The organism is Neobacillus pocheonensis, assembly GCF_050477905.1.
GTDB lineage: Bacteria > Bacillota > Bacilli > Bacillales > Cytobacillaceae > Neobacillus > Neobacillus pocheonensis_A.
This window is the reverse complement of the sequence record NZ_JBCNAD010000008.1, coordinates 42,140-65,473: the sequence shown is the minus strand read 5'-3', so window position 1 is coordinate 65,473 and position 23,334 is coordinate 42,140. Positions and strand designations below refer to the sequence as shown.

The following is a 23,334-nucleotide window of genomic DNA, read 5'->3' as shown; positions in this document are numbered from 1 at the left end:
TGATTAGAGGCATATTTTTATTCCTATTCATAGCAACCAGCCCCTTTTTTAGATCTTCCTATTCAAACATTATGCTGCCCACAACTTGAATAATTCTAAAATTAATCAACTTTTCTAAAATAAAAGAAAGACCATTAATAGCTTATATGGCCTTTCTTAACAATTACTTTTATTCTTTTTTTAGATTCAATTTCTCAGCTACTTCTTTTTCTAATTTTGCTATCTGATCATCAATGGTGCTGCGATTTAAGGAACTTTTCACCTTTTGTTCTAATCGATCAAGATAATTTTCAATGTCCTTGAACTTTGAATATGATTTGTCTGTGTAAGAGCTAGATTCTAATACCTGATTCATACCTAGATTGGCACGTGTTACGTTTTCCCTGCCCATCAATTCCATCCGACGAAGATGCATATCCTTCAATTTTCGTTTCATCTCATCAAATTTTCTTTCCAATTCGTTGAGTTGGTCCGCTACTTGAACAAGTGAAGCACTTAGCCGCTCGGCACGTTCTGAATATTGCTGCTGCTCAGTTATAGCAAATTGATAAAGCTCTATTTCCCCTGCATTTGACGCAATTTCCGCCTGATGCTTTCTTTTTTCGGCTAACTCAGCAGCCTCATTAAATTCTTTTAAAAATTCATCCTTCAACCGAGTTTGGCGTTCCACAAGCCTGCCAACCTTTTCCGTTTCTTGTTCGCATTGGCGTAGATATTGATTAAGCTTCGCTATCGGATTTTGGCTGCCTTTTTGATTACGAGTTTCATTCAAATCAGCGACGATAATATCTTTTATTTTTGTTAATAAGTTTGACATGTTCATAATCTCCTTTGAAATTATTATTTTTTTAATTCATTCCATTGCTTATCGAAATTTGCGAATGGATCTTCATTCTTAAAAGCAGCCTTTTTGTTCTCATTCCAGTTTCTATAAACAAGATACAAAACATATGCTGCCGCTACTCCAATTAAAGCTGGGATGTTATGGATTGTTGAGCCAAGAACCACTAAGCCCAAAACGACTAATGCAATCTTCCAACCTAGTGATTCCACCTTCAAAAACTGTTTATAGATGAAATATAGAATCACAAGACTAATGAGTAATGCGACCATTGGAGCAATGGTATTGAGTAAGATGATGGCTGCAAGACCTCCTGCTAAAAATAATCCAACCTTTTTCATTTTATTTCCTCCTTTATTGCGCTTTTTGGTAAGTTTTCCTTTTCTTGATTTCATCTTACCTTTTTTCAATGTGTTTCATAATTGCGCTAGAGCTTGATTTTCCTATCAGTCTTAAGACTTAGAGAGATAAAGACATTGCAAAAAAATACATAGTGATTGATCTCAAAGCTGGTAATATACATGTTATTAGGGGGGATGTTTGATGAATGTAAAGAGAAATTATGAGATATTGTCCGTTTCTAAAGGCATCCATAATCCTTTTGTCAAAATGAAAGTTACACTCTCGGATGGTTCGGCAGTCATTCGATTCGGTTTAGATGAAGATACCTATGAGAATATGAAAGAAATCGTTTCAAAAAATTATTTTGATTCCCTAGCAAAAGGCTACCGTTTCGAATTACTTCCCAATTATGCAACATACCAGGAATTAGAAAACAATCAGCCTGTATATATGGGTTCCATTAAATGCATCCAGGGCAAGTGGGCAAAAAACCTTCAATTTCCATGTACCGCAAGGTTCGCTGGAAACCTAGAATGGTTTAAACAGGCGGTATACAGTATTGAGGACATAAAACATTTGTCAGTTGAGGAGTAATGGAAGTCATACAAAAAGGTCATTCCTCTTTTTAAATAAGTTAGGAATGACCTTTAAATTAAGGAAAATAAATTTCTAAATGGATCGTGATGTTCCGCAGAACGTAATATTGGAATTTTGTAAAAAAGTTAGATCCTCTAATTGTTTTTCCATACTCTTAGCACATATCCTCCGCAGCCGCATTGATCAATAAATTTTAACTTAATTTCATCCCCGAAGATGGATATCAATTCTTTAGTTAAGTAATCATCAGGATTTCCAAAGTTGGCAGGCGTGACTACGTTGACATAAAATCCTATTGTTGTTTTTTTAACTGCTTCAATGGCATCCTTAATGACTAATTCCAGATTATTTTCATACTCATCATGTTCAAATGCTATCGACCAATTTTTCCCCAAAGCAATCACCTCTTCTTAATTTATTTTAAAATGACCAAAACCATTTAGAGGTGATATTCATCACTCATTGTCCTCAAAAAATAATCGCCCCGCTATTTTTAATAGCGAGGCTATAACACTAACTATTAATTCACTCGCTTTGGCCCAGTCCAGTACATTTCCCGCAAACGATATTTTTGAAGTTTACCGGTAGCTGTTTTTGGCAGTGCTTTCACAAATTCAACTGCTTTTGGCGCTTTAAAGTGTGCCATATTCGAGCGGCAAAATTGAATGATTTCCTCTTCTGACACGTTGGCCCCTGGCTGAAGAACAATAATGGCCTTTGGTACTTCGCCCCATTTTTCATCAGGAATGGCAATTACGGCACACTCTAATACATCGGGATGTCGATATAAAACACCCTCAACCTCTGTAGAAGAAATATTTTCACCACCGGAGATAATCAAATCTTTTGCTCGATCACGAATCTCAATGAATCCATCTGGATGTGTCACTGCCAAATCACCCGTATGGAACCAACCATCCTTAATGGCTGCCGCGGTCGTAACAGGATCCTTGTAATAGCCTGCCATGACGACGTTTCCACGGGTAATGATTTCGCCCAATTCTTCTCCATTCCAAGCTACTTCTTCCCCGTCTTGATGAACAACCTTTGTTTCTCCATTAAAAGCAAGTTCAATTCCTTGTCTTGCCTTTATCGCTGCTTGCTCATCGGCGGACCTTAAATCAAATTCTTTTTTCCACTCACAATACAAAATGAATGGCGAAGTTTCCGTCAAACCATACACATGAATCATATTTAAGCCAAGAATCTCCTGGGCTTTGTTAATCAAAGCTGCGGCTGGTGGTGCACCTGCCGTTGCCATCCGTGGGTTCGTATTAAATTGAATTTCCTTTGCTTTTGGCTCATTCACCAGCATATTGACAACTGTTGGTGCTCCGCATAATAGTGAGATTTTTTTAGACTCAAATAATTCGAGAATAAGAGGGGGATCAACTTTTCGTAAGCACACATGGGTAGCCCCGGCACCAGTAATTGCCCAGACGCCGCCCCAGCCATTCGCATGGAACATCGGCAAGGTGTGAAGATATACATCATCGTGATTTACTCTCAAATGGTACATGAAATTGGCAGCATTCAGATAATTACCACGATGGGTTAGCATGACCCCTTTAGGTTTGGAAGTGGTACCACTGGTATAATTTAGTGTAAGAAGCTGATTTTCATCAATCTCAACCGCTGGAGTTTCAACTTCTTCGGGTGCATGATCAAGAAAAGCCTCATAATCAAGTCCATTTAATGAGGTTTTCTGACCCGGAACGGGTACAATTACAATTTGTTCTAAAGAAAGATTATCGATAATTTTTTCTATTGGTCCACAAAATTCTTCATCAACGATTAGCATTCTTGAATCACTATGAAGGATGATGTATTCCAAGTCGCTGTCTGAAAGCCGATAGTTTAGAGGCACCATTACAGCGCCAAGCTGACAGATGCCGTAAAAGCACTCTAACATGTAATGGGTATTCGGCAGCATTACCGCAACATGGTCGCCTTTTCCAATTCCCACTTTCTCTAAGGCAGCAGATAAACGATCTACACGTCTGCTAAATTCTTGGTATGTAAATTCCTTGTCTCCATCGATAACGGCTATTTTATTCGGATAATATTTCACCGCCCGCCGTTTCCAGTCTAACGGTGTTAATGGGGCAAACATAAAACCAACTCCTCTTCTTTATTTGAGAGTGAATGGATATGATTCGCAAATTGTTTCCTCTGATGTTTACATCACAATTTAAATCTAGTCCAAAAAATAGGAAATTGTCAATTGTTAATTTGAATTTTCAGAATTTTAATCCAAGTTTCTTTTTCTAAAGGACACTTTACATTGGCTTTCTTTCAAAAGTGTCCTTAATCTCTTTTATGTAGTTCATTTCTACTTTTCATCTTTTTATCCAGGAGTTTAAAAGCTTCTATTAATTCATCATCCGGAACTTCGGCATATAAATCTCCAATACCAATCTCAAAATAACTAGCTGTTTTGCTCACTTCCCTAACATAAGCAGAAAGACCAATGCCGGATTCCTTATAGATATCTGCTAAAATAATCTCCATTACTTTAGCGGGCGCATCAAAATGAACATGAAACATATTAGAAACCGGCACTTGAGGAATGGTTGAAACACCATCACATTGATTATAGAAATGCGCGAGTTCCTTTGCCTCAGCATAATACTGTTCCATTTTGCCAACCCGTTTATCGAAATAATAATCTGCGCTAAGGAAATACGGATAAAGGCTAATTAAATCCCCACCATGGCGCCTTTTCCATACTTTTGATTCCTCGATAAAGGATGTATCTCCTGCAAGAATTGCTCCGGCAATCCCGCCAATTCCTTTGTAAAAAGAAATATAAACACTATCAAATAGACTGCAAACCTCTGAAGCTGTCTTTTCATAATAAGGCAGAATTTCCAAAAGTCTTGCCCCGTCTAAATGTAATTTAATGCCTTTTTCCTTACAATAAGCGGAAATGGCTTCCAGTGTTGAATAGTCTGGGAGCTGTCCGCCTATCTCTCGCTGCGGTAATTCAAGCAGCAAACAGGCAACTTCCTCCTCCATACCCACAACATCTTCGAATTCTATCACTCTGTTTTTATCCGCCAGTAATACTGTTTCAATCTGATGAAGTTCTTTTAGTCCATTTTCCTCATGAATCTCTAAATGACTTAAAGGATGATAGGCTGCCCTTTTGATGCCTTTTTGATCACACCAAATACGTAGGGCAATTTGCTGGGCCATGGTACCGCTCGGAAAAAAAACCGCTGCTTCCTTCCCTAAAAAATTGGCCATTTTCTCATGGAATTCTACAATTATCTTTCCCTTGCCATACATTTCACTTTCCATTTGATCTTCCAGATCCATTAATGCTTTTTTCAGAACATGAAGGTTTCTTGGACCGTGACCAGGTACTTTATATTTTGTTTGCTTAAACGCCACAAGTAATTCATTCATTTTTCCGACTCCCTCCATTATGACTGATGGATTATGTAACTACTATACCATTATTATCTTAAATCTTTTAAATCGGCAATTATATAGGTAGATGAGCAAAATTCAAGCCATCCTGACAATGGATGGCTTGAAAAAATATTAATTGAATCCCAAAACCGGATGAGGCACATACGGTGCTTCCATGTAGGATATTTCTTCAGGAGTTAATTTTATCGAAAGTGCGGCCACCGCATCCTCCAGATGATGCATTTTCGTTGCTCCGATAATAGGTGCGGATACAGGTTCTTTCTGCAGTACCCAAGCAAGAGCTATTTGAGCTCGCGGCACTCCTCGTTTCTCGGCTACTTCCGCTACACGTTCAACGACTTTTCGGTCTGCCTCGTCTGTTGCAGCATAGAGCTTTTTGCCGAATTCATCTGTTTCCGATCGCGCCGTTTCTTCCGCCCAATCTCGAGTTAGCTTTCCTCTTGCAAGTGGACTCCACGGAATAACTCCTATCTTTTCCTCTTTGCATAGTGGAAGCATCTCTCGTTCCTCTTCCCTGTAGAGGAGGTTCAAGTGGTTTTGCATGGATATAAACCGGGTCCATCCATTTCGCTCAGCAATATGTAAGGCCTTAAGGAACTGCCATGCGAACATGGAGGATGCGCCAATGTATCTTGCCTTTCCAGACTTCACGACATCATGTAAGGCTTCCATCGTTTCTTCGATCGGAGTTTGATAGTCCCATCGATGGATTTGATAAAGGTCTACATAATCAGTTCCAAGCCTTTTCAGACTATTATCCATTTCTGCCATAATGGCTTTACGAGAAAGACCTGCTCCATTCGGACCTTCATGCATGCGGCCGTGGACCTTCGTCGCAATCACAATCTCATCTCGTATTGCATGCTCTTTCAAAATTCGACCAACAATTTCCTCACTCGTACCATCTGAATAAACATTGGCCGTATCAAAGAAATTAATGCCAGATTCAAGAGCTTTTTTTATCAGCGGAATGCTTTCATTCTCGTTTAAAACCCATGAATGAGCTCCGCGTTCAGGAACGCCAAAACTCATGCAGCCTAAGCAAAGTCGTGATACATCCATTCCAGTATTGCCAAGCTTCACATAATCCATTTCATTGAACCTGCTTTCTGTGTTTAGTCTTACAAGATTATAATATATTTTTCCATATTCATCCAACAAGAACAATTTATCCTAGTACTGAGGTCACTTTTTGCATTTCAATGATTTTTTTCAGGTAATCATATTCTTTTTGTTCAAGGATATCGATTTCGTTGTTAGTAGCATGCAAGATTTGGTCTCTGCACTTAGATATTCTTTGGATCATCGGATGAATGGTTAAACTGGAAAGATTTACAAAGTCATATAGGTCATTTAAGCATACCGGTAATTTATAGCCTTTATTGCTGCTGGCAATTAATAGACCACTATCTCGAAGCTTTGAAACAATATTGGATCTAAAGTTATGTGGATTCATTTTCAAGTCTCGAATAGCATTAAGATTTTCTAAAATTTCTTCCGTATACACGTATTCATCAGGATTTTCTTTCAAATTAAATAATAGAAACTTGAGAAAATCAATGCGGAGCCTTTCATCATCCTCTTCAGTTTTTTGATGTTTATCGATATACTTATAAGTTAGATTTACAGCTTGTCTAATAATGATCTCGTCGTGTTTGGAGCCATAGTTGTCTGAAGTGTAATCATGAAGAAAGTTTCTGTAGTCACGGGGTAATAAATTAATGGCAGCTATTTTGTTTTTGAAGATTTTTAAATAAGAACGGTACAGTCCAGAAAAATGGGTACGATCATACCCTTTTGAAAGGGCTGACGCGATTTGGTTTGCTAATTGAAGTATGATATCGGACTGACTGTTATTGAATCCAAAGGTGGAATAATTGAATAAGTCCGGAATACTGTTTGACCGGATGTAATTTTTAAATTCTCTCAAAAAAGGTTTCGTTTCTTGGTCGTCTGCAACTAAATCAAGCTGATCAAAAGTTCTATTTAAATCTTCATGAACCATTCTATTTAAATATTTAAAAAATGGTGTTTTATGCATAATACCGAAATCTTCTCTTATTTTTCTTTTATCAATTACATAGGCATATATACTGAATGGTAGATCTTTTAGGCTGTTTAATATTTCTAAAGTTTGATTATCATCATTCATAAAGGGTTTTAGCTTTTCCAATTCCGTTTCAAGTAACACTTTATTTGAACCTTTTACCAGAATGGCAACGATTAAAAAGTGGGTTGAAACATTCATGTGATCAAATGCAAAACTATAATCGCCCAATTCGTCCAAAAAAGCATATTGAATATCTTCCAAATTGCCCACCCCTCCAATAAAATTTTATCCTCTTTACAATTTCAACAAAATTTTATCTAAACCTCTAAAATGTTCCATTTTTCAGATAAAAAAAGGTTAACCAAATGGCTAACCTTCTATTTTTCCATCATTAATTTTAAAATGAGTTCATCTGTTTGGCGTGTACCTTCATTTCCAAGTTTGCAGAAACTTTCGATACTCTTTTCTACATCATCATGAATAAACCCGTCGGTCGATTGTATCTCTTGATGGTTTAGCGCTAACAGTGCCGATTGGACAGCAACATTTGAACAGGTCGAGACTTTCATCGCACAGCCTGCCTTGGCCCCGTCACAAATCATTCCTGATACGTTACCGATCGTATTTTGAATCGCTGCTTTAACTTGCTGAAGTCCCCCATTAAGTAAATACACAATCGCACCACTCGCACCCATTCCCGCAGCAGTTACACCACATAAGGCAGAAAGGCGGCCAAATTTTGATTTGATATGAATGGTAATTAAATGGCTAAGTGCAACCGCTCGAATCATTTTTTCTTCGGATACTTGCAGCTTTTCAGCAGCGGCAACAACGGGAAGTGTTACAGCAATTCCCTGATTTCCACTCCCGGTATTCGCCATCACTGGTAGGGTTGAACCTGCCATTCTGGCATCTGAGCCGGCGGCTGCTAATGACATGGCGGCAGTAGCAATATCGTCCGAAAGAATGCCTTTTTTTACATTTTCTTGTATTGTTTTACCCACTTTTAATCCATAGTCCCCGGAAAGTCCTTCTATGCCAATAAAACGATTCAAATCGATACTCTTTTTTACTAGAAATAGGTCGTTTACGTCCGTTGTTAACACCCAATCATAAATTTCATCAATAGTAAGTGCTTCTAATTCTTCATCATCCGTTTGGATGCCGATATTCTCACATCCTCCTAGGAACACGGCTTTCCCATCTACCTCGATTAAAGTAATATTACTATGATTATCAGAAATAACCACTTTTGCAGTTTGCTGATCTGTTTCTATTATAACTTCAATATAAAGTCTTTTGGGAGTATCGGCTTGGCCAGCAGATACAATTCCTTTTTCTATGAGTAATAATGCTGACTGTTCATCATCCAATGTAAGACCTTCTAAAATTTCTAACTTTTTATTTGCATCACCCGCCACTGCTCCCAATGCTGCTGCAAACTCAAGACCTTTTGCCGTCATCCCTGGAATCCCAACGGATTTTGCATTTTTAATGATATTTCCACTCGCTTTTACCATTATTGCTTGAATTTGACCGTTCGCATAGCTTCTAGCGGTTGCCGCAGCTAAAGCAATTGCTACCGGTTCCGTACACCCAAGGGCGATTACTAACTCTTTCTTTAAAACAGCTAATATTTTGTGCTTCCCCACTTGTCATGTCCCCCCCAGATGAAAGACCTTTTTCTTTCATTTTATCATAATAGGACTTTGGTTTTTTGTTCATTTTCTTCCAATTAGAAACATAAAAAATAGTCCTCATGTGGACGTCATGAGGACATAAATTGGCAAGAATATAGAGAACTGAATTTTATTTATGATGCCTTAACCGTGATTCCGATACCATGATCAAACTACCGCGTTTGATTTTGATGCCCTTTAGCCGCTCCCTTAAGGATGACACCATTACCGAGCTGCCAAGCCAGAAAAGAAGGCCCACAATCATGCTTAACGTCCAATTATGACTAAGTTTTAAAAACAGTAAAACCGTGGTTGCACAAATTACTCCGCCAATCATTCCATAAACGGATCCATTTGCAATTTTTGCCGCATTTTTGGTTCCAGAAGAAATTCCTGCCATTAATACGGCAGTAATCATTACAGCTGGAAATGCTGCAAAGATTCCTCCGAGGATTTCCCAAGGCGAAATCACTATAATCAAATAGCTAGCCATGACGGCTGTGCCGCCTAATAGGAAACGTAAAAGTAAATCTTTATTCATGTGTAACACCCTTTCTTAATGTGAAGCCGTGATGACAACAACCACTACTGACATAACCAACCAACATCCTAGTGCTTGAATCAGTCCCATTTTCCACCCGTGTTTTTTTAACAGGTACCCGGCAAGGATAGCCACAAATATATTGATTCCCATCCCGACAATGGCACCTTTGGATAGCATGATCGATTGGGAAACTAATTCTTCACCTTTTAAATCTATACCTGCAGTTAATAAGGCCGCTAAAAAGACCGCAGGGAATGCAGCGAATATTCCTCCTGCCTTTTCACCTAATCTTCTCGCGACAATTGTGGAAGCTACTACTGCGAGCCCCCCTAAAAGAAATCTAATTAACAACGCACTAATAGAAAGTCCAGCCATTGCTGATCACCTCTGCTCATCATTCTGGGCTGTCTGCTCAGTCAAATGAGATATTTGTATTTGTGAATCTCTTCACAATTTATTATCATATGTTCATTTTACTCCTTTATTTCTCCTTCAGAAGTGAACAATTCTTTAACATTTTTAAAGCGCTATCAAAAAAAAAAATTAAAAAGGCCTTTGCCTCAATTAGTTTAAAGACAAAGACCTTTCCTATTTTAGAATACAATCGTTTTATTTTGATGAACAATAATCCGGTCCTCTATATGCCACTTTACAGCCCGTGCCAAAACACTACGTTCGATGGAGCGGCCAATTTTCTTAAGAGTGTCGACGTTGGCACGGTGGTCGACTCGAGCAATATCCTGTTCAATAATTGGACCTTCATCCAAATCATTGGTCACATAATGAGAAGTGGCTCCGATTAATTTAACTCCACGGTCGTATGCCCGTTCATACGGTCTTGCTCCAATAAAGGCAGGCAAGAAAGAATGATGGATATTAATAATTTTATTGGGATTCGCTGCCACAAATCTCGAGGTTAAAATTTGCATATAGCGCGCTAAAACAATGACATCTACTTCATAATCCTGGAGCAACTGCAGCTGTTTTTCTTCCACCTGCTCACGAATTTCTTTGTTCGCTGGAATATAATAAAATGGAATATTAAGGCCTTCTACCACATCTCTTGCCTCTTCATGGTTCCCAATTACTAAAGCAATTTCTGTCATTAGATCGCCACTTTGCCATTCCCATAATAGCTCCTGTAAACAGTGTAGTTCTTTTGATACAAAAATAGCTGCTTTTTTCACTTTATAAACAGGAGTTAAGCTCCATTCCATGGAAAACTTGGCAGCAATTTCTGTAAACTTTTGTTTCATTTCAGCCGCTTTTTCTTTTAATAATGGGCATTCAAACTCTATACGGATGAAAAAAACCCCACCCTCAGGATTGGTTGAATACTGACTGGACTCAATGATATTAGCATTATAATAAAATAAAAAATTCGAGATCGCAGAAACAATCCCCGGTTGATCAGGGCAGCTGACTAAAAGTCGTCCGCGATTTTGATTCTGCTGTTTAAACTGTGTAATTTGATCTTTAAAATATGCGTTCATAATATTTACCTTTCTAGTAATTAATGAAACATATTATACATTAGGGATCCTTTCTTGTTAAGAATTTTCTAAATTAATTACACGGTTTACATAATATAATTATGTTAGATTGTAATTTACAAAGTATACTCACGACATAACAGATTTTTTACTTGAAAATAGTTTTTTTGATTCAATTGTTGGATCAACTGTTTGATAATTGCCAACCACCATTAATTGCTCCTCCGGTGACTTAGAGACGATAATAACACCATTTTTAATAAAGCTATTGCTCCCAATTACAGCATTTTCAATCCAGACGTTTTCCTCCACTATTGTTCCTGGTAATATGACGGAGTTTTTTATGGAGGCGCCTTTTGCTACTTTTACCCCGCTAAATAGGACAGACTTCTCAATTGTTCCTTCGAGTTCACAGCCTTCGCTTAAAATACTATGATATACCTTTGCACTCTTTGCTAAATATAAAGGTGGGGCATTTTTTTCGACCGTATAGATTTTCCAATCAGGATTTTGCAAGAAAATGTTATTTTCTTTATTTAAAAGATCAAGGTTAGCTTGCCAATAGCTATACACCGTTCCTACGTCCTTCCAATAGTTATGGAAATGGTATACAAATAACTGCAATCCATCTGAAAGCATAGAAGGAATAATATCTTTGGCAAAATCTCTATGGGAACATTCTTTTTGCTCATCCTGTATCAAATACTCTTTTAAAATCCGCCAATTAAAAATATAAATACCCATCGACGCTAAATTCGATGAAGGTTGCAGCGGTTTTTCCTCAAAATCCATGATTTTATTTGTTGGCTTATTAATCTTGATAAGTCCGAAGCGACGGGCATCTTCCCATGGGACCTCGACAACGGCAATGGTACAATCCGAATTTGTGGTCATATGTTGTTCAAGCATCAACGAATAATCCATTTTATAAACTTGATCGCCTGATAGAATAACCACATACTCTGGGTTGTATTGATCAATAAATTCAATATTTTGAAACACTGCATGAGAGGTGCCTTCATACCAATCAATTCCGGTATCATTTCTTTGATATGGAGGAAGAATCGTTAAACCGCCATCCCTGTCATACAAATTCCAAAGCTGACTGTTCCCTAAATGCGAATGTAAGATAAGCGGGCGATATTGTGTTAAGATGCCGATTGTTTCGATTCCTGAATTTTTACAGTTACTCAAGGCAAAATCAATGATCCGGTATTTTCCACCAAACGGAACTGCCGGTTTAACGATGTTGTTGGTTAACTGCTCTAATCTCGTTCCCCTTCCACCTGCCAAAAGCATCGCAATCCACTTCTTTTTTTCCATTTCCCTCCACCTCTTTTGTAAATTCAATATGCAATTGGTTTTTGTTTTTTAAATTTTCTTTCTACTTCTATTATCCCCGAATTTAGCGATTTTCTCGGAGTACTTGTTACAGCCTTGTGAAAGTTTCCAGTTTTTCCATCGACATGTCTGGAGGTTAAAAACGCTAGAAATGGCTACAATTGTCGGATCATTAGGGAAATAAGCAAATGAATAAAAAAAGGGCCTATCTATTGTAAGCCCTTTTGAAGAATCCTAACTTATAAACATTACAATGAAAGCTACAACTACAGCGACCGCTGACACTCCAATCCCTGCTAAGGAACATCTCAGTTAGTTCCGGTATATGAACTTAATTTTCTTAGCAAAAGCTCCAGCCCTTTAAGGTGCTGGAGCTAATTGTATGATAAGATTCCTACTTACCCACCACTAAATCGATTGCAATAATGATAATGGACATAACAAAAAAAATAGAATTTGCTGCAAACCCAATTGGTTCTATTTCTTCATACTGGAATTGGTCTGGTTCTTGATCGTCCATTATTTTCACCTCCATATAAAATAATAAATAATTGTAAAAATATTATATGAAGATACGGTTCTTTTCGTATAGGACAACCATATAATTCTAATTTCAGTCAGCAGATTTTTTAATAACCTCTTTTTATATCTACTTGATTATGAAGGGGGTTATTTTCTTCAAGATTTTTTAGCGTTTCTAAAAAGCAGGCCATTCCTTCCTCAGGTGTGGTAACAGCCGATATATGCGGGGTGATATACACCTTTGGATGATTCCATAATGGATTATCCAAAGGTAACGGCTCCTCAGCAAAGACATCTAGGACCGCAAATCTGACCTGTTTTTTATTTATTGCCTCCAACAACGCTGTTTCATCAAGTGATGCCCCTCTTCCGACATTTATAAAGCCAGCATTGGTTAAATGTTTAAAAACACGTTCATCAAAGAAGTAAGAAGTCAATTCCGTCAACGGCAAGGTATTGATGATATAATTCATTTCTTTTAATCGTGAAAACTGGGTGCCATCTGTTAAGACCTCTTTGAAATATTTTTTTTCGTTTCCACTTAATGAAACCCCGTAAACTTCCATGCCTAGGATTGAAAAAATTTTTGCTGCTGTTTGGCCAATTTCACCGGTTCCAAAAATCATCACTTTTTGCTCATTTAATAATTTGGGAATTTTCGGCTGCCAACTTTTTTGCCGTTTTAAATCTTGAAATTGGTCGTGAAACTGCAAATCTTTTAAGATATAGCTTAAACAATACTCGGCAATTCTTTGTCCAAACGAACAAACTGTTCTGGTTAATAAAACCTCTTCATTCCAGTTTTTTTTAAATAAAAATCGGTCAACACCGGCACCTAGGGAGTGAACCCATTTTACATGACTGTAATCATATTCTGCTTTTAAATTAAAAGAAACCAAAGCATCTGCCCATCCTAAATCCTCTTGGGTTAACACTGCTTCTGGTAAAAAGCGAAAAAGGTTATGTAGTTTTTCTTTTTCTAATATGGTCTTCAGTTCCTTGTACATAGGGCTGACAACGAGTATATGTTCTATCATCATTCTCTCTCACCTCTTTTTTTGTATTGTACCATTATTATAAACAAGGCACTGTTAAATTTGGCTGTTGATTTCCGCTCCAGACGCTCGCTTTCCGCGGGCGTGCCGGGGAGCCTCCTCGGCGCTATTGCGCCTGTGGAGTCTCCCCAGTCCCGTACTCCCGCAGGAGTCGAGCGTCTTCCGCTCCAATCAAAAGAGTTTGAAAAACAACAATATCGTTTAACAGAGCCATAAACAAAAATTGACAATCTACTTAGCTTGTTTATCTGGTATAGTAGTCTTTAAGAATGAATGGAAAGGAATTTATATGACAATGAAATGTTTATCAATTGATTTAGATGGTACTTTGTTAAATTCTGAACATGAAATTTCCGATGCTAATGTGAAGGCTTTAAACGAGTTACATGAACTTGGCCATAGTATTATTTTGAACACAGGTCGGGCATATGCTGATGTAATCAAATTAAAAGCTGTGCAAAATTTGGAGGTTCCTATTTTTTGTATCAATGGCTCAAATTTATATTCCAGCAATAGGGAATTGTTATTTGAGGCCACTATATCACAGGAAGATTATCAGGAAATCTTTTCGATATTAAAGGGGTTAGGAGTGGGAATTCTCATTTATACTAATTATGGCGGCTTTCCATCTACACTTCCACCGTTACATGGTAAAACGAAAGCAGAATTGGATACACTTTTTCAAGAATTTAATTATGATGAAATCTTGGAGAAAGACAATCTTAAAATCTATAAACTTATCGCTTTAACCCACTATGATCAACTTGAAAAAGTAGAAATTGTAAAAGAAGTATTAGCAGGTAAATTCGATATTTCCATGGCATCCTCATTTCCGAATAATGTAGAAATTACCTCTAGTGAAGCTCATAAAGGGAAGGCATTATTGCGTTACCAAAAAATGATGAATCTTTCCTTTGAGGAAATCATCGCGTTTGGTGACGGTGGCAATGACCTCGCTCAATTTGAAGTGGCCGATATTTCTGTTGCAATGGGGAACGCCCCCTTTCATATTCAACAACAAGCGGATCTTATCACAAAGACCAATGACGAAGATGGTTTTGCCTATGCTGTTCGTCACCTACTGCCATTGTTAAAACCAATCGAGGAAGTTCGGTAAATTAAAAATAGATAAAGCCTTCACTTTTATCCGAAGTGGAGGCTTTTCCTTACAGTGGTGCTAACATTCTTCCACTGTTGCAATATAAGGTAAATTCCGATACATCTGAGCATAATCAATTCCATAGCCAACAATGAATTCATCGGGAATGACAAAACCGACATAATCAACTGGCAGATCTACTTTTCTTCGCTCAGGCTTATCTAACAGTGTGCAGATTTTAATTTGCTTTGGTTTATGTGTTTTCAAATGCTCGCTGAGGAAGTTAAGCGTTAATCCGCTATCAATAATATCCTCCACTACGACTACATTCTGATTCGTTATATTCGCATCCAGATCCTTTAAAAGCCTCACCTTTCCTGAGGTTTCCGTTTCGTCACCATAGCTGGAAACTGAGATAAAATCGACTTTAATATCCTCTTTCATTTCGCGGATCAGATCGGCGGCAAAGACAAATGAACCTTTCAAAACTATGATTAAGATAATGGGTTCATGATTAAAATCCTTTTCAATCTCCTCTGCGATTTCTTTCACTCTTTGCTTAATTTTTAGTTCTGAAATCATCGTGTCTTTAATTTTATACGCCACAATTTCTGCACTTCCTTCCTATATTCTAAAAGTCGCTTTTTTGAAAATATTTATAGGCATTATAATGAAATATTTGCACATCCACCTTAACGTTAGTTAAAGAGTCCTTATTTAAATAAAAGTTATTCGTTTTTTGCAGATTTCTATAATATTTCGGGTGTTTCCTGTACCATTTATCACCGATGTTTAATAAATCTGTCTCATTTTCAACTCCATTATTATAAAGGGACGTCACCTTCTTTTCAATTTCCTTGTTGACCAATTTTTTTAATCTCATTAAAGGTATATCTTCCACTTTTTCGAGCAAATCTGCCTGTACGGAAATTTCGATTGAAAACTTTGGAACTGCAGAACCTTTCTTGTATTTTACTTTCATTTTTGGAGACGCCAGCTTTAAGGCTGAAACTAGCTTTCCCTCATCTTGCACTTTTTGAGTAAATGAAACGTTCTTTTCTAATAACCAATTCATAAATACAGCATCTTTAAATTTGAACTCTTTTATAAACTTTTGCTGCTGAAAAATCATGTATCCATCAAAATATAAAATCGGATACTTTTTGCCAGCCGTCCAACTCCCTTTATCGATTTTCACAATTGGTATTTTTGCTGCGCCCATTGGCTCATAAAAGTCTCTTAAAAATTGCATTAACGTCATAGGCTTTATTGCATCCTGGTACAACTCGTTGCCACTTTTTTTATAAAGGATCGTGTATACAGCAGGATATTCAAATAATGCCTTCGTTTTAAAAACATTTTTAATATTTTCCTTTGTTGTGACCACTCTTAAGGTGTGGCGAAGCGAACGATTTCTTCCTACTTCCTCGATAACTTTATCAATATGATCAGCAATCATATTTTCGCTTAATACAAGAGTGACGGTGTGTCCAAAAAACAATGGAGGTTCCGACTTTTTATAGAGTTGGCTTACTGCTAAATTAAGCGTTTCTCCCTTTGCCGAAGCGACAAAAATCGGAATCGGTTCAGTCGGTCGTCCTCCTTCTGTCTTTGCCACACTAGCAAAATTCAATGCTTGAAGATAGGCGGTATACTCCTCTTTTTCTACATCATAATCCATGCCAAGACCCACAATATAGGTTAAATCCTGAATATTTTTCATCCCTGAACAGCCATTAAGCACTAGACAGCAAGAGAAAATAGAAACAATCCACAACTTTCTCATGATGGATTCCCACCTCGTGTAGGATCATCTGCACTTGTTGTTGTTGTTCTCGTTTTATAAAACTGACGAGGTGCCATTATGAATGACTTAATCATTTCTTTTAGTTTAATGGGTGCAAGAGAACCTAGGTATGGTTCTCCAAATGAAGTAAGAGTGGAAAAGTAAAAAATCGTTAAAATCAAACCAATAATAACTCCAAATAACCCCAAAAATGTACTTAACAAAATAATGAAGAACCTTAAAATGGTAATAGCTGTGCTTAAAAATTGATTCACTAAAGTAAAAGATGATATGTAGGTAATGGCAGCGACTACCAGCATCGTTGGAGACGTTAAGCCGGCTCGAATCGCCGCATCCCCAACGATTAATCCTCCTAACACGGCAACCGTTTGCCCAATCGCTCTTGGCAGCCGAAGCCCTGCTTCATTGAACAGTTCAAACAAAAACAGAACAATGAACATTTCTAAAGGTGATGATAAAGGCAGCCCAAAACGAGAGACTGAAATGGTCGCAACAAGTAAATACGGAATCTGTTCCACGTTAAAGGCTGTAAAGGCGATCCATAATCCCGGTAAAAAAGCGGAAGTGATCAATCCTAACATCCTTAATATTCTTTCGATTGTCACAAAAGCATAATTGAGGTAATTATCCTCTGGTGATTTGGTCTGCAATAATAAATTCACTGGTGCATAGGAGACAGTTGGATTTCCATCAACCATGAGAGCAAAACGGCCCTGATTCAAGGCTTGAACAATAAAATCTGGCCTTCCAGAGTAGTCTGTACTCGGGAAAATAGAAAATGGTCTGTCACGGATTGACGATTCAAGTTCATAAATACTGGTTAAGATATCCAGGTTCACTTTTTCTAATCGTTTATGGATTTCATCCAAAATTCTCTGATCAATTAAATCTTCCATATACATCAAAATAACTTTTGTTCTGCTTCTTTTTCCTATTGTATATTTCTCTATACATAATGAGGGAGTATGGAGCCTTCTTCGGATTAAGGAGATATTAGTCCAAATATCCTCGACAAAACCATCCTTTGGACCTCTAATGGAGGTTTCAAGCGCTGATTCCTCTGGTGTACGTTTAGCTAAATAACATGCATTAATACTTAATAACGAACTTCTAAATAAAAATAAGACGTTTCCGTCAAAAAGTAAATTGGATAAATCCTCTAAAGAATGGTCAGAAACTTCAAGAGCTTGAAAGAACGATTTGAGCTTATCAATGGCAAAGTCTCCGCTATGAACTCCAAGTTTGGGTAAAATATATTGATCTAAATAATGTCTATCGATTAAGCTTTCAAAATAAATGATTTCAAAAGATTCCGTTTCTGTATGATGCTCTTTACATAATAGGTCTTGACTTCTGTTAAATTGTAATTTTAAATTTTCCGCTTTTTCTTTAAGTTCTCCCCTACGAAGATGATTCGAGCTCCTTATTTTTTCCATGTTGTTCATCCCTTTTCTTTAGTACTGCCAGAATCAATGCTGATAACAGGATTTGAATCAGGAAAAATATCATGCAAACCGGCAAAAAATAATCATAAATAGCCCCATAGAAATAATAAGTCTCTACTTTAATCGACATCAGTCCGAATAATAAGAGATACAAAATGCCAACAAGGATTGGGTTCAGTTTGTAATGCTTTTTTTTACTTGTAATAAATGTCCCTAATAGATACATAAACAAACCAATTCGAATTAGCCCTCCGCTAAGCCATTGATATAGGGCAAAGAAATCTAAATGTGAGATATACCTGCCTATGCTTAATACCCGCCACTGCTCATAAGCAGGATAACGAAAGTTGACTGCTTCCCTTGGGCCAAACTCCATGATGGATGCAGACAACGGTCCAAAGATTAAACCCGTTAAGATCGTCAATAAAATAAACAATTGCCTAAATTTAACCGGTTCCTGTGAAAAGGGCTGCAGCAAAACAACGATGTAAATCTCAAGAAGTCCAGAAAAAACGTAAATCAACCCTTTTAGAAGAGGAGAAAATCCGTTTGCTAATAAGGGAAATAAAAAACTCGGATCCTTTAAACTTGTGTTGGTTATCGCAATAAAGAATCCAAATAAGATTACAAGCGGCAGCAATAAACCGCTTGAAATCGCCATTGCTTTGACGCCAGCCAGCGTGATGAAAAAACAAACAACAATCAGGATAATATTAATCATAAAAACAGGAGTATCAGCTAGAAAGTAGGCTTTCAGCCAAATCATTAAATCCCGAAACGTTACATATGAACTGGCCAGCAGAAACACCATCACTGGAATTGAAAATATGATCGAGACAGTACGGCCAAGACGGTTCCTAATCATGGTAAAAAAACCTTCATCTGGGCTATTTTTTATAATAAAAAAAATAGGCCACAAAAATAGAAGTGCTATCGGATATGCAATAATGACACATAACCAACTATCTCTTCCTGCCGCAGTTAGTAAATTGGGTATAAGAAGAACATGATTAAGTAATCCCGTCGATAGAATCAAGAGCAAGAATAATTGTCTGGGGATTAGGATTTTTACTAAACTTTTCAATTAGATCACCGAATTTTTTCATTTTATTGATATGTTTTGTTGTTTTATTAAAAAATATCCAAATTCCCTTGAAACAAAGGGTCGTTTCTGTTATATTACAATCAATTAAATATTTTCTTACTTCAAACCTTTTGAAGTGAGGATAGAGGCGCAAAGACCATTACTACACAATTAGAGGATGATGAGGTCCTGTGAAGATTGTGAAAAGGGGAATTTGCCGAAGCTTCCAAGATGCTCATTTGTCTTGAAGCTGGTTCTGCTATTGAAGAAATACAGAACTGTCATATAGGAAACTATATGGAGGGCTATCTCACGCATAGGAACTTGTTTTATGTATGTTTCTACTGCAGTAACGGGATTGCCTCGTTGCTGCTTTTTTGCGTAGATTTTTGAACGGCCTAAACTCCCTCTAATTTTAAAAAAATTATCTAAAGGGTGAGAATAATGAATTTTGGCCAAGTTTTAACCGCTATGGTGACACCATTTGATCAAAATGGTGATGTAGATTATAACGAGACGAAGAATTTAGTTAATTATTTGATTGCCAATGGTACGGATGGATTAGTCGTGGCTGGAACAACTGGAGAGTCTCCTACTCTAACAACAGAGGAAAAGATAGAGTTATTTAAATTTGTGGTTGATGTTGTAGGCGGCAGAATTCCTGTAATCGCAGGTACCGGCTCCAATAACACCAGAGCTTCAATCAGTTTGACTAAACTTGCAGTAGAAGCTGGTGTAGATGGCATCATGCTTGTTGCTCCATATTATAACAAACCTTCTCAAGAGGGAATGTATCACCACTTTAAAGCTATTGCCGAATCCACATCCTTACCCGTCATGCTATATAACATCCCTGGACGAAGTGTCGTGAACATGTCTGTCGAAACAATCGTTCGTCTTTCAGCGATTGATAATATTGTCGCCATTAAAGAAGCGAGCGGCAATTTAGATGCGATGGCAGAAATAATCAACCAAACACCGAGTGATTTTACGTTATATAGTGGAGATGATGGTTTAACGATACCTGTTTTAGCTATCGGCGGCGCTGGAGTTGTTTCTGTGGCCTCTCATATTATTGGTAACGAAATGCAAGACATGGTCAATAACTTTAAAAATGGCCGTGTCCAAGAAGCGGCAGCGGCTCATCGTCAGCTACTCCCAATCATGAAAGCATTATTTGCGGCTCCAAACCCAACGCCTGTAAAAGCGGCCCTAAATTTGAGTGGGGTTAAGGTTGGTGGGGTCCGGTTACCGCTTGTTGCTCTAAATGATAAAGAGCTAACGGCACTACAACAAGTATTACCAGGCAGCAAAATAGAGGCATAATGAATACAGATTCAAAAGGGCAGCCAATTCGGATGATTGGCTGCCCCTTTTTTGTTTTTCATATCGTTTTTTGTCGGCAATCTTATGGAATTAATAAAATTTTCCCGGTACTCTTTCGGCTCTCCAAATAACGATGCGCATCCTGCCCATCACTTAATGCAAAAACCTTTGGTTCCGCTACCGTAACTTTTCCTTCTTCCATCCAGCGAAACAATTCGTTTGAACGAGCAGCTCTTTCTTCATGGGATGTTAAGACATTCCATAAATCTCCGCCAGTCAGCGTTTTTGACGTATCCATCAGCATTCTTGGGTCTACTGGGGCCGGATCGCCGCCAGCCATTCCGTAAAATACAACAGTACCACCAATACGAGTTGCCGCAAAGCTATCTTGAAGTGTGGAACCGACGGATTCATAAACAACATCGACGCCCCTACGATTCGTAGCTTCCAGCACTCTCGTTTTCCAGTCCTCATCATAAAGAAAAACAAAGTCCGCTCCAGCATCTTTGGCTGCGGCGGCTTTTTCGGGTGAAGAAGTTAAGCCGATCACCCTTCCACCGAGCAGTTTAACTATTTGTATAAGAAGCTGCCCTACACCGCCTGCAGCAGCATGTACTAAAACAATGTCATTCTTTTTAATAGAATAGCTGTCCCGCGTTAGATAATGTGCGGTTAACCCCTGTAATAATACGGATGCCGCTTCATTATACGAAATGGTTTCAGGGACTGGAATAGTCTTATCTAAAGGAACGGCTACTAACTCTGCATTCGCGTAAGCTACATCGGCAAAGGCAATTCGCTCACCTACTTCAATCCCCTTCACATTTTCCCCTGTCTTTTCAACTATACCTGCTCCTTCATACCCTAGAATATACGGAGGTTCTCCAGCAAGATGATAGTTACCTTTTCTTCGATAAATATCAGCAAAATTTAAGCCGATCGCTTTCATTCTAACAAGTATTTCATCAGGTCTGATTGTTGGTGCTGAAATTTCTCGATACTCTAATACTTCTGGCCCGCCAAATTTATTGAATACTAGTGCTTTCAATTGTATGACCTCAACTTTAATAATTTTTTTCGATACGTTTTATATTAAATAGTAGTGAATAAAGAAATGCAAATAAACGGTTTTAATTCAAATTTTACAAAAAAGGTTGCATTCTTCATAAAAAAGCGTCAAGATTAAGGTACTTTAAAGAAATAGCAGGTGATTAAAATTATCGAAATTAAGACATCTCCTTTAAGCGATGGAGAATTCAATAGAGGAGTATTTGCAACCATAGATATCCCAAAAGGGACGCTTATTCATGAAGCTCCAGTCATTCCCTATCCCAATAGAGAACATGTTCACATTGAAAAAACACTGCTAGCAGATTATGCGTTTGAGTATGGGAAAAACCATACTGCTTTTTTGTTAGGATACGGTATGCTGTTTAACCATTCCTATACGCCGAATGCGACCTATGATATTAATTTTCAGAATCATACCTTTGATTTCTATGCATACAAAGACATTAAAGCAGGAGAAGAGATTCTTATTAATTATAATGGTGATGTGGATGACCAAGAGCCTCTATGGTTCGATAAGGAAAAAGAAGAAAATAATTAAAGTTAGTCGTTTAACTCTACTCATTTGTGAGTAGAGTTTTTTTATTTTTGAAAAATAAAAAATTCAGAAAAGTATTTACAAATGATTCATAAAACTCTATAATTCACATATATTTACTCGGATATTAAGATAGAAGGAGATAAGACCATGACATTAAGTATTGCATTGATGGGATTACTGGTAGGATTTTTAGTCGGTTTAACAGGTGTCGGAGGTGCAGCTCTTATTACTCCTGTTTTGATCATGGTTGGAATTCAGCCTTCTATTGCTGTTGGTACAGACTTGGTTTATAATTCCATAACAAAAATGTTTGGTGTTGCGCAGCATTGGAGACAAAAAACGATTAATTTCAAATTAATGATGTATCTTTCAATAGGCAGCATTCCAAGTGCCGTGGTAGCCATTTTTATTCTAAGATTTTTTGAATCCTCATTTCATAATCAAGAACATATTATTAAATACGCTCTTGGATACGTCCTTATTTTAGTAGCGACGGCTATCCTGATTAAGACCTTTTTTGATAAAAAAATAAGACCGAACCGCTGGCAGCTAAAATCACTCGAAGAAAAACGCGGATTAACAATCTTAATCGGTGCTGTATTCGGATTCATCGTTGGGTTTACTTCAATTGGGTCTGGTTCTTTATTTGCACTTGCTATGTTATTTCTCTATCGTTTGAAAGGAACTGAATTAGTTGGGACCGATATAGCCCATGCCTTTTTATTAGTTACCGTCGCTGGGTTGCTCCATGCAAATGCCGGTAGTGTCAACTATACCCTCGTTGGGAATTTGTTGATTGGGTCGATACCGGGAGTCCTCGTGGGTAGTTCTTTATCTTCAAAAGTACCGACTAAACCACTTCGTACTCTCATCTCTACCGTCATTCTTATTAGTGCGATCAAACTGATTTCATAAAATTATCCAAGCACAAAACCATTAGTCTAATTAAACTAATGGTTTTTTTGTTGTACTTTTCTTAATCGTCTAAAAATAGTTACTTATAATTTTTAAACCATTTTAATTTGAACGGTTCCCCAAGTGATATATACTTACATGTAACAC

General features: G+C 37.6%; 24 protein-coding genes and 1 riboswitch. Of the genes, 5 read left to right on the top strand and 19 right to left on the bottom strand.

The features are described 5' to 3' along the window. Positions 1–169: 169 nt before the first annotated feature. On the bottom strand, positions 170–817 hold the full coding sequence (locus tag ABES02_RS04810; RefSeq protein WP_430131481.1) for a PspA/IM30 family protein: 648 nt from the start codon (positions 815–817) through the stop codon (positions 170–172). Positions 818–840: 23 nt separating this feature from the next. Next, a complete protein-coding gene (locus ABES02_RS04805) occupies positions 841–1,182 on the bottom strand; it encodes a flagellar basal body rod protein (RefSeq protein ID WP_430131479.1) in 342 nt (113 codons plus the stop codon). Positions 1,183–1,384: 202 nt separating this feature from the next. On the opposite strand from ABES02_RS04805, the gene ABES02_RS04800 reads away from it, so the two are divergent. Next, a complete protein-coding gene (locus ABES02_RS04800) occupies positions 1,385–1,777 on the top strand; it encodes a hypothetical protein (RefSeq protein WP_430131477.1) in 393 nt (130 codons plus the stop codon). A gap of 137 nt (positions 1,778–1,914) precedes the next feature. Here the strand turns inward: ABES02_RS04800 and ABES02_RS04795 are convergent, their stop codons facing one another. The 12 genes from ABES02_RS04795 to ABES02_RS04740 form a co-directional block, all read right to left on the bottom strand. Next, the gene (locus ABES02_RS04795) at positions 1,915–2,184 is read right to left on the bottom strand and encodes a CGCGG family rSAM-modified RiPP protein (RefSeq protein WP_430131474.1); all 270 of its coding nucleotides are present in this window, start codon (positions 2,182–2,184) and stop codon (positions 1,915–1,917) included. A gap of 116 nt (positions 2,185–2,300) precedes the next feature. Continuing rightward, entirely contained in the window at positions 2,301–3,893 is a 1,593-nt protein-coding gene (locus ABES02_RS04790) for a long-chain-fatty-acid--CoA ligase (protein ID WP_430131471.1), read from the bottom strand. A gap of 194 nt (positions 3,894–4,087) precedes the next feature. Next, on the bottom strand, positions 4,088–5,191 hold the full coding sequence (locus ABES02_RS04785; protein ID WP_430131468.1) for a threonine aldolase family protein: 1,104 nt from the start codon (positions 5,189–5,191) through the stop codon (positions 4,088–4,090). 138 nt (positions 5,192–5,329) lie between these two features. Continuing rightward, complete coding sequence (locus ABES02_RS04780; RefSeq protein WP_430131465.1) at positions 5,330–6,310, bottom strand: aldo/keto reductase; 981 nt, start codon at positions 6,308–6,310, stop codon at positions 5,330–5,332. 76 nt (positions 6,311–6,386) lie between these two features. Beyond that, positions 6,387–7,529 carry a hypothetical protein gene (locus tag ABES02_RS04775; RefSeq protein ID WP_430131463.1) on the bottom strand — a complete coding sequence of 381 codons (1,143 nt, stop codon included), beginning with the start codon at positions 7,527–7,529 and terminating at the stop codon, positions 6,387–6,389. 116 nt (positions 7,530–7,645) lie between these two features. After that, positions 7,646–8,920 (bottom strand): serine dehydratase subunit alpha family protein, encoded by a 1,275-nt coding sequence (locus ABES02_RS04770; protein ID WP_430131460.1) that lies wholly within the window; start codon positions 8,918–8,920, stop codon positions 7,646–7,648. Between the two features lie 157 nt (positions 8,921–9,077). Further along, a complete protein-coding gene (locus ABES02_RS04765; RefSeq protein ID WP_430131457.1) occupies positions 9,078–9,488 on the bottom strand; it encodes a DUF3147 family protein in 411 nt (136 codons plus the stop codon). A 15-nt stretch (positions 9,489–9,503) separates the two neighbouring features. Continuing rightward, positions 9,504–9,866: a DUF3147 family protein gene (locus ABES02_RS04760; protein ID WP_430131454.1), complete on the bottom strand. Its 363-nt coding sequence runs from the start codon at positions 9,864–9,866 to the stop codon at positions 9,504–9,506. A gap of 218 nt (positions 9,867–10,084) precedes the next feature. Further along, the gene (gene purU / locus ABES02_RS04755) at positions 10,085–10,984 is read right to left on the bottom strand and encodes a formyltetrahydrofolate deformylase (protein WP_430131451.1); all 900 of its coding nucleotides are present in this window, start codon (positions 10,982–10,984) and stop codon (positions 10,085–10,087) included. A gap of 129 nt (positions 10,985–11,113) precedes the next feature. Then, the gene (locus tag ABES02_RS04750; protein WP_430131448.1) at positions 11,114–12,307 is read right to left on the bottom strand and encodes a glucose-1-phosphate adenylyltransferase; all 1,194 of its coding nucleotides are present in this window, start codon (positions 12,305–12,307) and stop codon (positions 11,114–11,116) included. 412 nt (positions 12,308–12,719) lie between these two features. Next, a complete protein-coding gene (locus ABES02_RS04745) occupies positions 12,720–12,845 on the bottom strand; it encodes a hypothetical protein (RefSeq protein WP_430131445.1) in 126 nt (41 codons plus the stop codon). A gap of 109 nt (positions 12,846–12,954) precedes the next feature. Beyond that, positions 12,955–13,887, bottom strand: coding sequence for a D-2-hydroxyacid dehydrogenase (locus ABES02_RS04740; RefSeq protein WP_430131443.1), 933 nt, complete (start codon positions 13,885–13,887; stop codon positions 12,955–12,957). Between the two features lie 310 nt (positions 13,888–14,197). On the opposite strand from ABES02_RS04740, the gene ABES02_RS04735 reads away from it, so the two are divergent. Continuing rightward, complete coding sequence (locus ABES02_RS04735) at positions 14,198–15,019, top strand: HAD family hydrolase (protein WP_430131440.1); 822 nt, start codon at positions 14,198–14,200, stop codon at positions 15,017–15,019. A 60-nt stretch (positions 15,020–15,079) separates the two neighbouring features. Here the strand turns inward: ABES02_RS04735 and hpt are convergent, their stop codons facing one another. From hpt to ABES02_RS04715, 4 genes are read right to left on the bottom strand one after another with little or no spacing between them, the layout of a single operon-like run. Next, positions 15,080–15,607 carry a hypoxanthine phosphoribosyltransferase gene (gene hpt, locus ABES02_RS04730; RefSeq protein WP_430131437.1) on the bottom strand — a complete coding sequence of 176 codons (528 nt, stop codon included), beginning with the start codon at positions 15,605–15,607 and terminating at the stop codon, positions 15,080–15,082. A 25-nt stretch (positions 15,608–15,632) separates the two neighbouring features. After that, entirely contained in the window at positions 15,633–16,787 is a 1,155-nt protein-coding gene (locus ABES02_RS04725; protein ID WP_430131434.1) for a Ger(x)C family spore germination protein, read from the bottom strand. After that, positions 16,784–18,244: a spore germination protein gene (locus tag ABES02_RS04720; RefSeq protein WP_430131431.1), complete on the bottom strand. Its 1,461-nt coding sequence runs from the start codon at positions 18,242–18,244 to the stop codon at positions 16,784–16,786. Before ABES02_RS04720 ends, ABES02_RS04725 begins: the two co-directional genes overlap by 4 nt. Further along, positions 18,210–19,295 (bottom strand): GerAB/ArcD/ProY family transporter, encoded by a 1,086-nt coding sequence (locus tag ABES02_RS04715; RefSeq protein WP_430132361.1) that lies wholly within the window; start codon positions 19,293–19,295, stop codon positions 18,210–18,212. The genes ABES02_RS04720 and ABES02_RS04715 overlap by 35 nt, the downstream gene beginning before the upstream one ends. Positions 19,296–19,472: 177 nt before the next feature. Then, positions 19,473–19,653: riboswitch (Lysine riboswitch) on the top strand. 128 nt (positions 19,654–19,781) lie between these two features. Here ABES02_RS04715 and dapA point away from each other — a divergent pair. Then, positions 19,782–20,663: a 4-hydroxy-tetrahydrodipicolinate synthase gene (gene dapA / locus ABES02_RS04710; RefSeq protein ID WP_430131428.1), complete on the top strand. Its 882-nt coding sequence runs from the start codon at positions 19,782–19,784 to the stop codon at positions 20,661–20,663. An 82-nt stretch (positions 20,664–20,745) separates the two neighbouring features. Here the strand turns inward: dapA and ABES02_RS04705 are convergent, their stop codons facing one another. Continuing rightward, positions 20,746–21,711: a quinone oxidoreductase family protein gene (locus ABES02_RS04705; RefSeq protein ID WP_430131426.1), complete on the bottom strand. Its 966-nt coding sequence runs from the start codon at positions 21,709–21,711 to the stop codon at positions 20,746–20,748. Between the two features lie 168 nt (positions 21,712–21,879). On the opposite strand from ABES02_RS04705, the gene ABES02_RS04700 reads away from it, so the two are divergent. Together ABES02_RS04700 and ABES02_RS04695 are read left to right on the top strand one after the other, a co-directional pair. Beyond that, positions 21,880–22,272, top strand: coding sequence for an SET domain-containing protein (locus ABES02_RS04700; protein ID WP_430132359.1), 393 nt, complete (start codon positions 21,880–21,882; stop codon positions 22,270–22,272). 147 nt (positions 22,273–22,419) lie between these two features. Beyond that, entirely contained in the window at positions 22,420–23,187 is a 768-nt protein-coding gene (locus ABES02_RS04695; protein ID WP_430131423.1) for a sulfite exporter TauE/SafE family protein, read from the top strand. The last annotated feature ends 147 nt before the right edge of the window (positions 23,188–23,334 follow it).

Bases quoted from the DNA above. Each gene is read 5' to 3' on its own strand.
- ABES02_RS04810 (WP_430131481.1), bottom strand. From the start codon at position 817: ATGTCAAACTTATTAACAAAAATAAAAGATATTATCGTCGCTGATTTG.
- ABES02_RS04805 (WP_430131479.1), bottom strand. From the start codon at position 1,182: ATGAAAAAGGTTGGATTATTTTTAGCAGGAGGTCTTGCAGCCATCATC.
- ABES02_RS04800 (WP_430131477.1), top strand. From the start codon at position 1,385: ATGAATGTAAAGAGAAATTATGAGATATTGTCCGTTTCTAAAGGCATC.
- ABES02_RS04790 (WP_430131471.1), bottom strand. From the start codon at position 3,893: ATGTTTGCCCCATTAACACCGTTAGACTGGAAACGGCGGGCGGTGAAA.
- ABES02_RS04785 (WP_430131468.1), bottom strand. From the start codon at position 5,191: ATGAATGAATTACTTGTGGCGTTTAAGCAAACAAAATATAAAGTACCT.
- ABES02_RS04780 (WP_430131465.1), bottom strand. From the start codon at position 6,310: ATGGATTATGTGAAGCTTGGCAATACTGGAATGGATGTATCACGACTT.
- ABES02_RS04765 (WP_430131457.1), bottom strand. From the start codon at position 9,488: ATGAATAAAGATTTACTTTTACGTTTCCTATTAGGCGGCACAGCCGTC.
- ABES02_RS04760 (WP_430131454.1), bottom strand. From the start codon at position 9,866: ATGGCTGGACTTTCTATTAGTGCGTTGTTAATTAGATTTCTTTTAGGG.
- purU (WP_430131451.1), bottom strand. From the start codon at position 10,984: ATGAACGCATATTTTAAAGATCAAATTACACAGTTTAAACAGCAGAAT.
- ABES02_RS04750 (WP_430131448.1), bottom strand. From the start codon at position 12,307: ATGGAAAAAAAGAAGTGGATTGCGATGCTTTTGGCAGGTGGAAGGGGA.
- ABES02_RS04745 (WP_430131445.1), bottom strand. From the start codon at position 12,845: ATGGACGATCAAGAACCAGACCAATTCCAGTATGAAGAAATAGAACCA.
- ABES02_RS04740 (WP_430131443.1), bottom strand. From the start codon at position 13,887: ATGATGATAGAACATATACTCGTTGTCAGCCCTATGTACAAGGAACTG.
- ABES02_RS04735 (WP_430131440.1), top strand. From the start codon at position 14,198: ATGAAATGTTTATCAATTGATTTAGATGGTACTTTGTTAAATTCTGAA.
- ABES02_RS04725 (WP_430131434.1), bottom strand. From the start codon at position 16,787: ATGAGAAAGTTGTGGATTGTTTCTATTTTCTCTTGCTGTCTAGTGCTT.
- ABES02_RS04720 (WP_430131431.1), bottom strand. From the start codon at position 18,244: ATGGAAAAAATAAGGAGCTCGAATCATCTTCGTAGGGGAGAACTTAAA.
- dapA (WP_430131428.1), top strand. From the start codon at position 19,782: ATGAATTTTGGCCAAGTTTTAACCGCTATGGTGACACCATTTGATCAA.
- ABES02_RS04695 (WP_430131423.1), top strand. From the start codon at position 22,420: ATGACATTAAGTATTGCATTGATGGGATTACTGGTAGGATTTTTAGTC.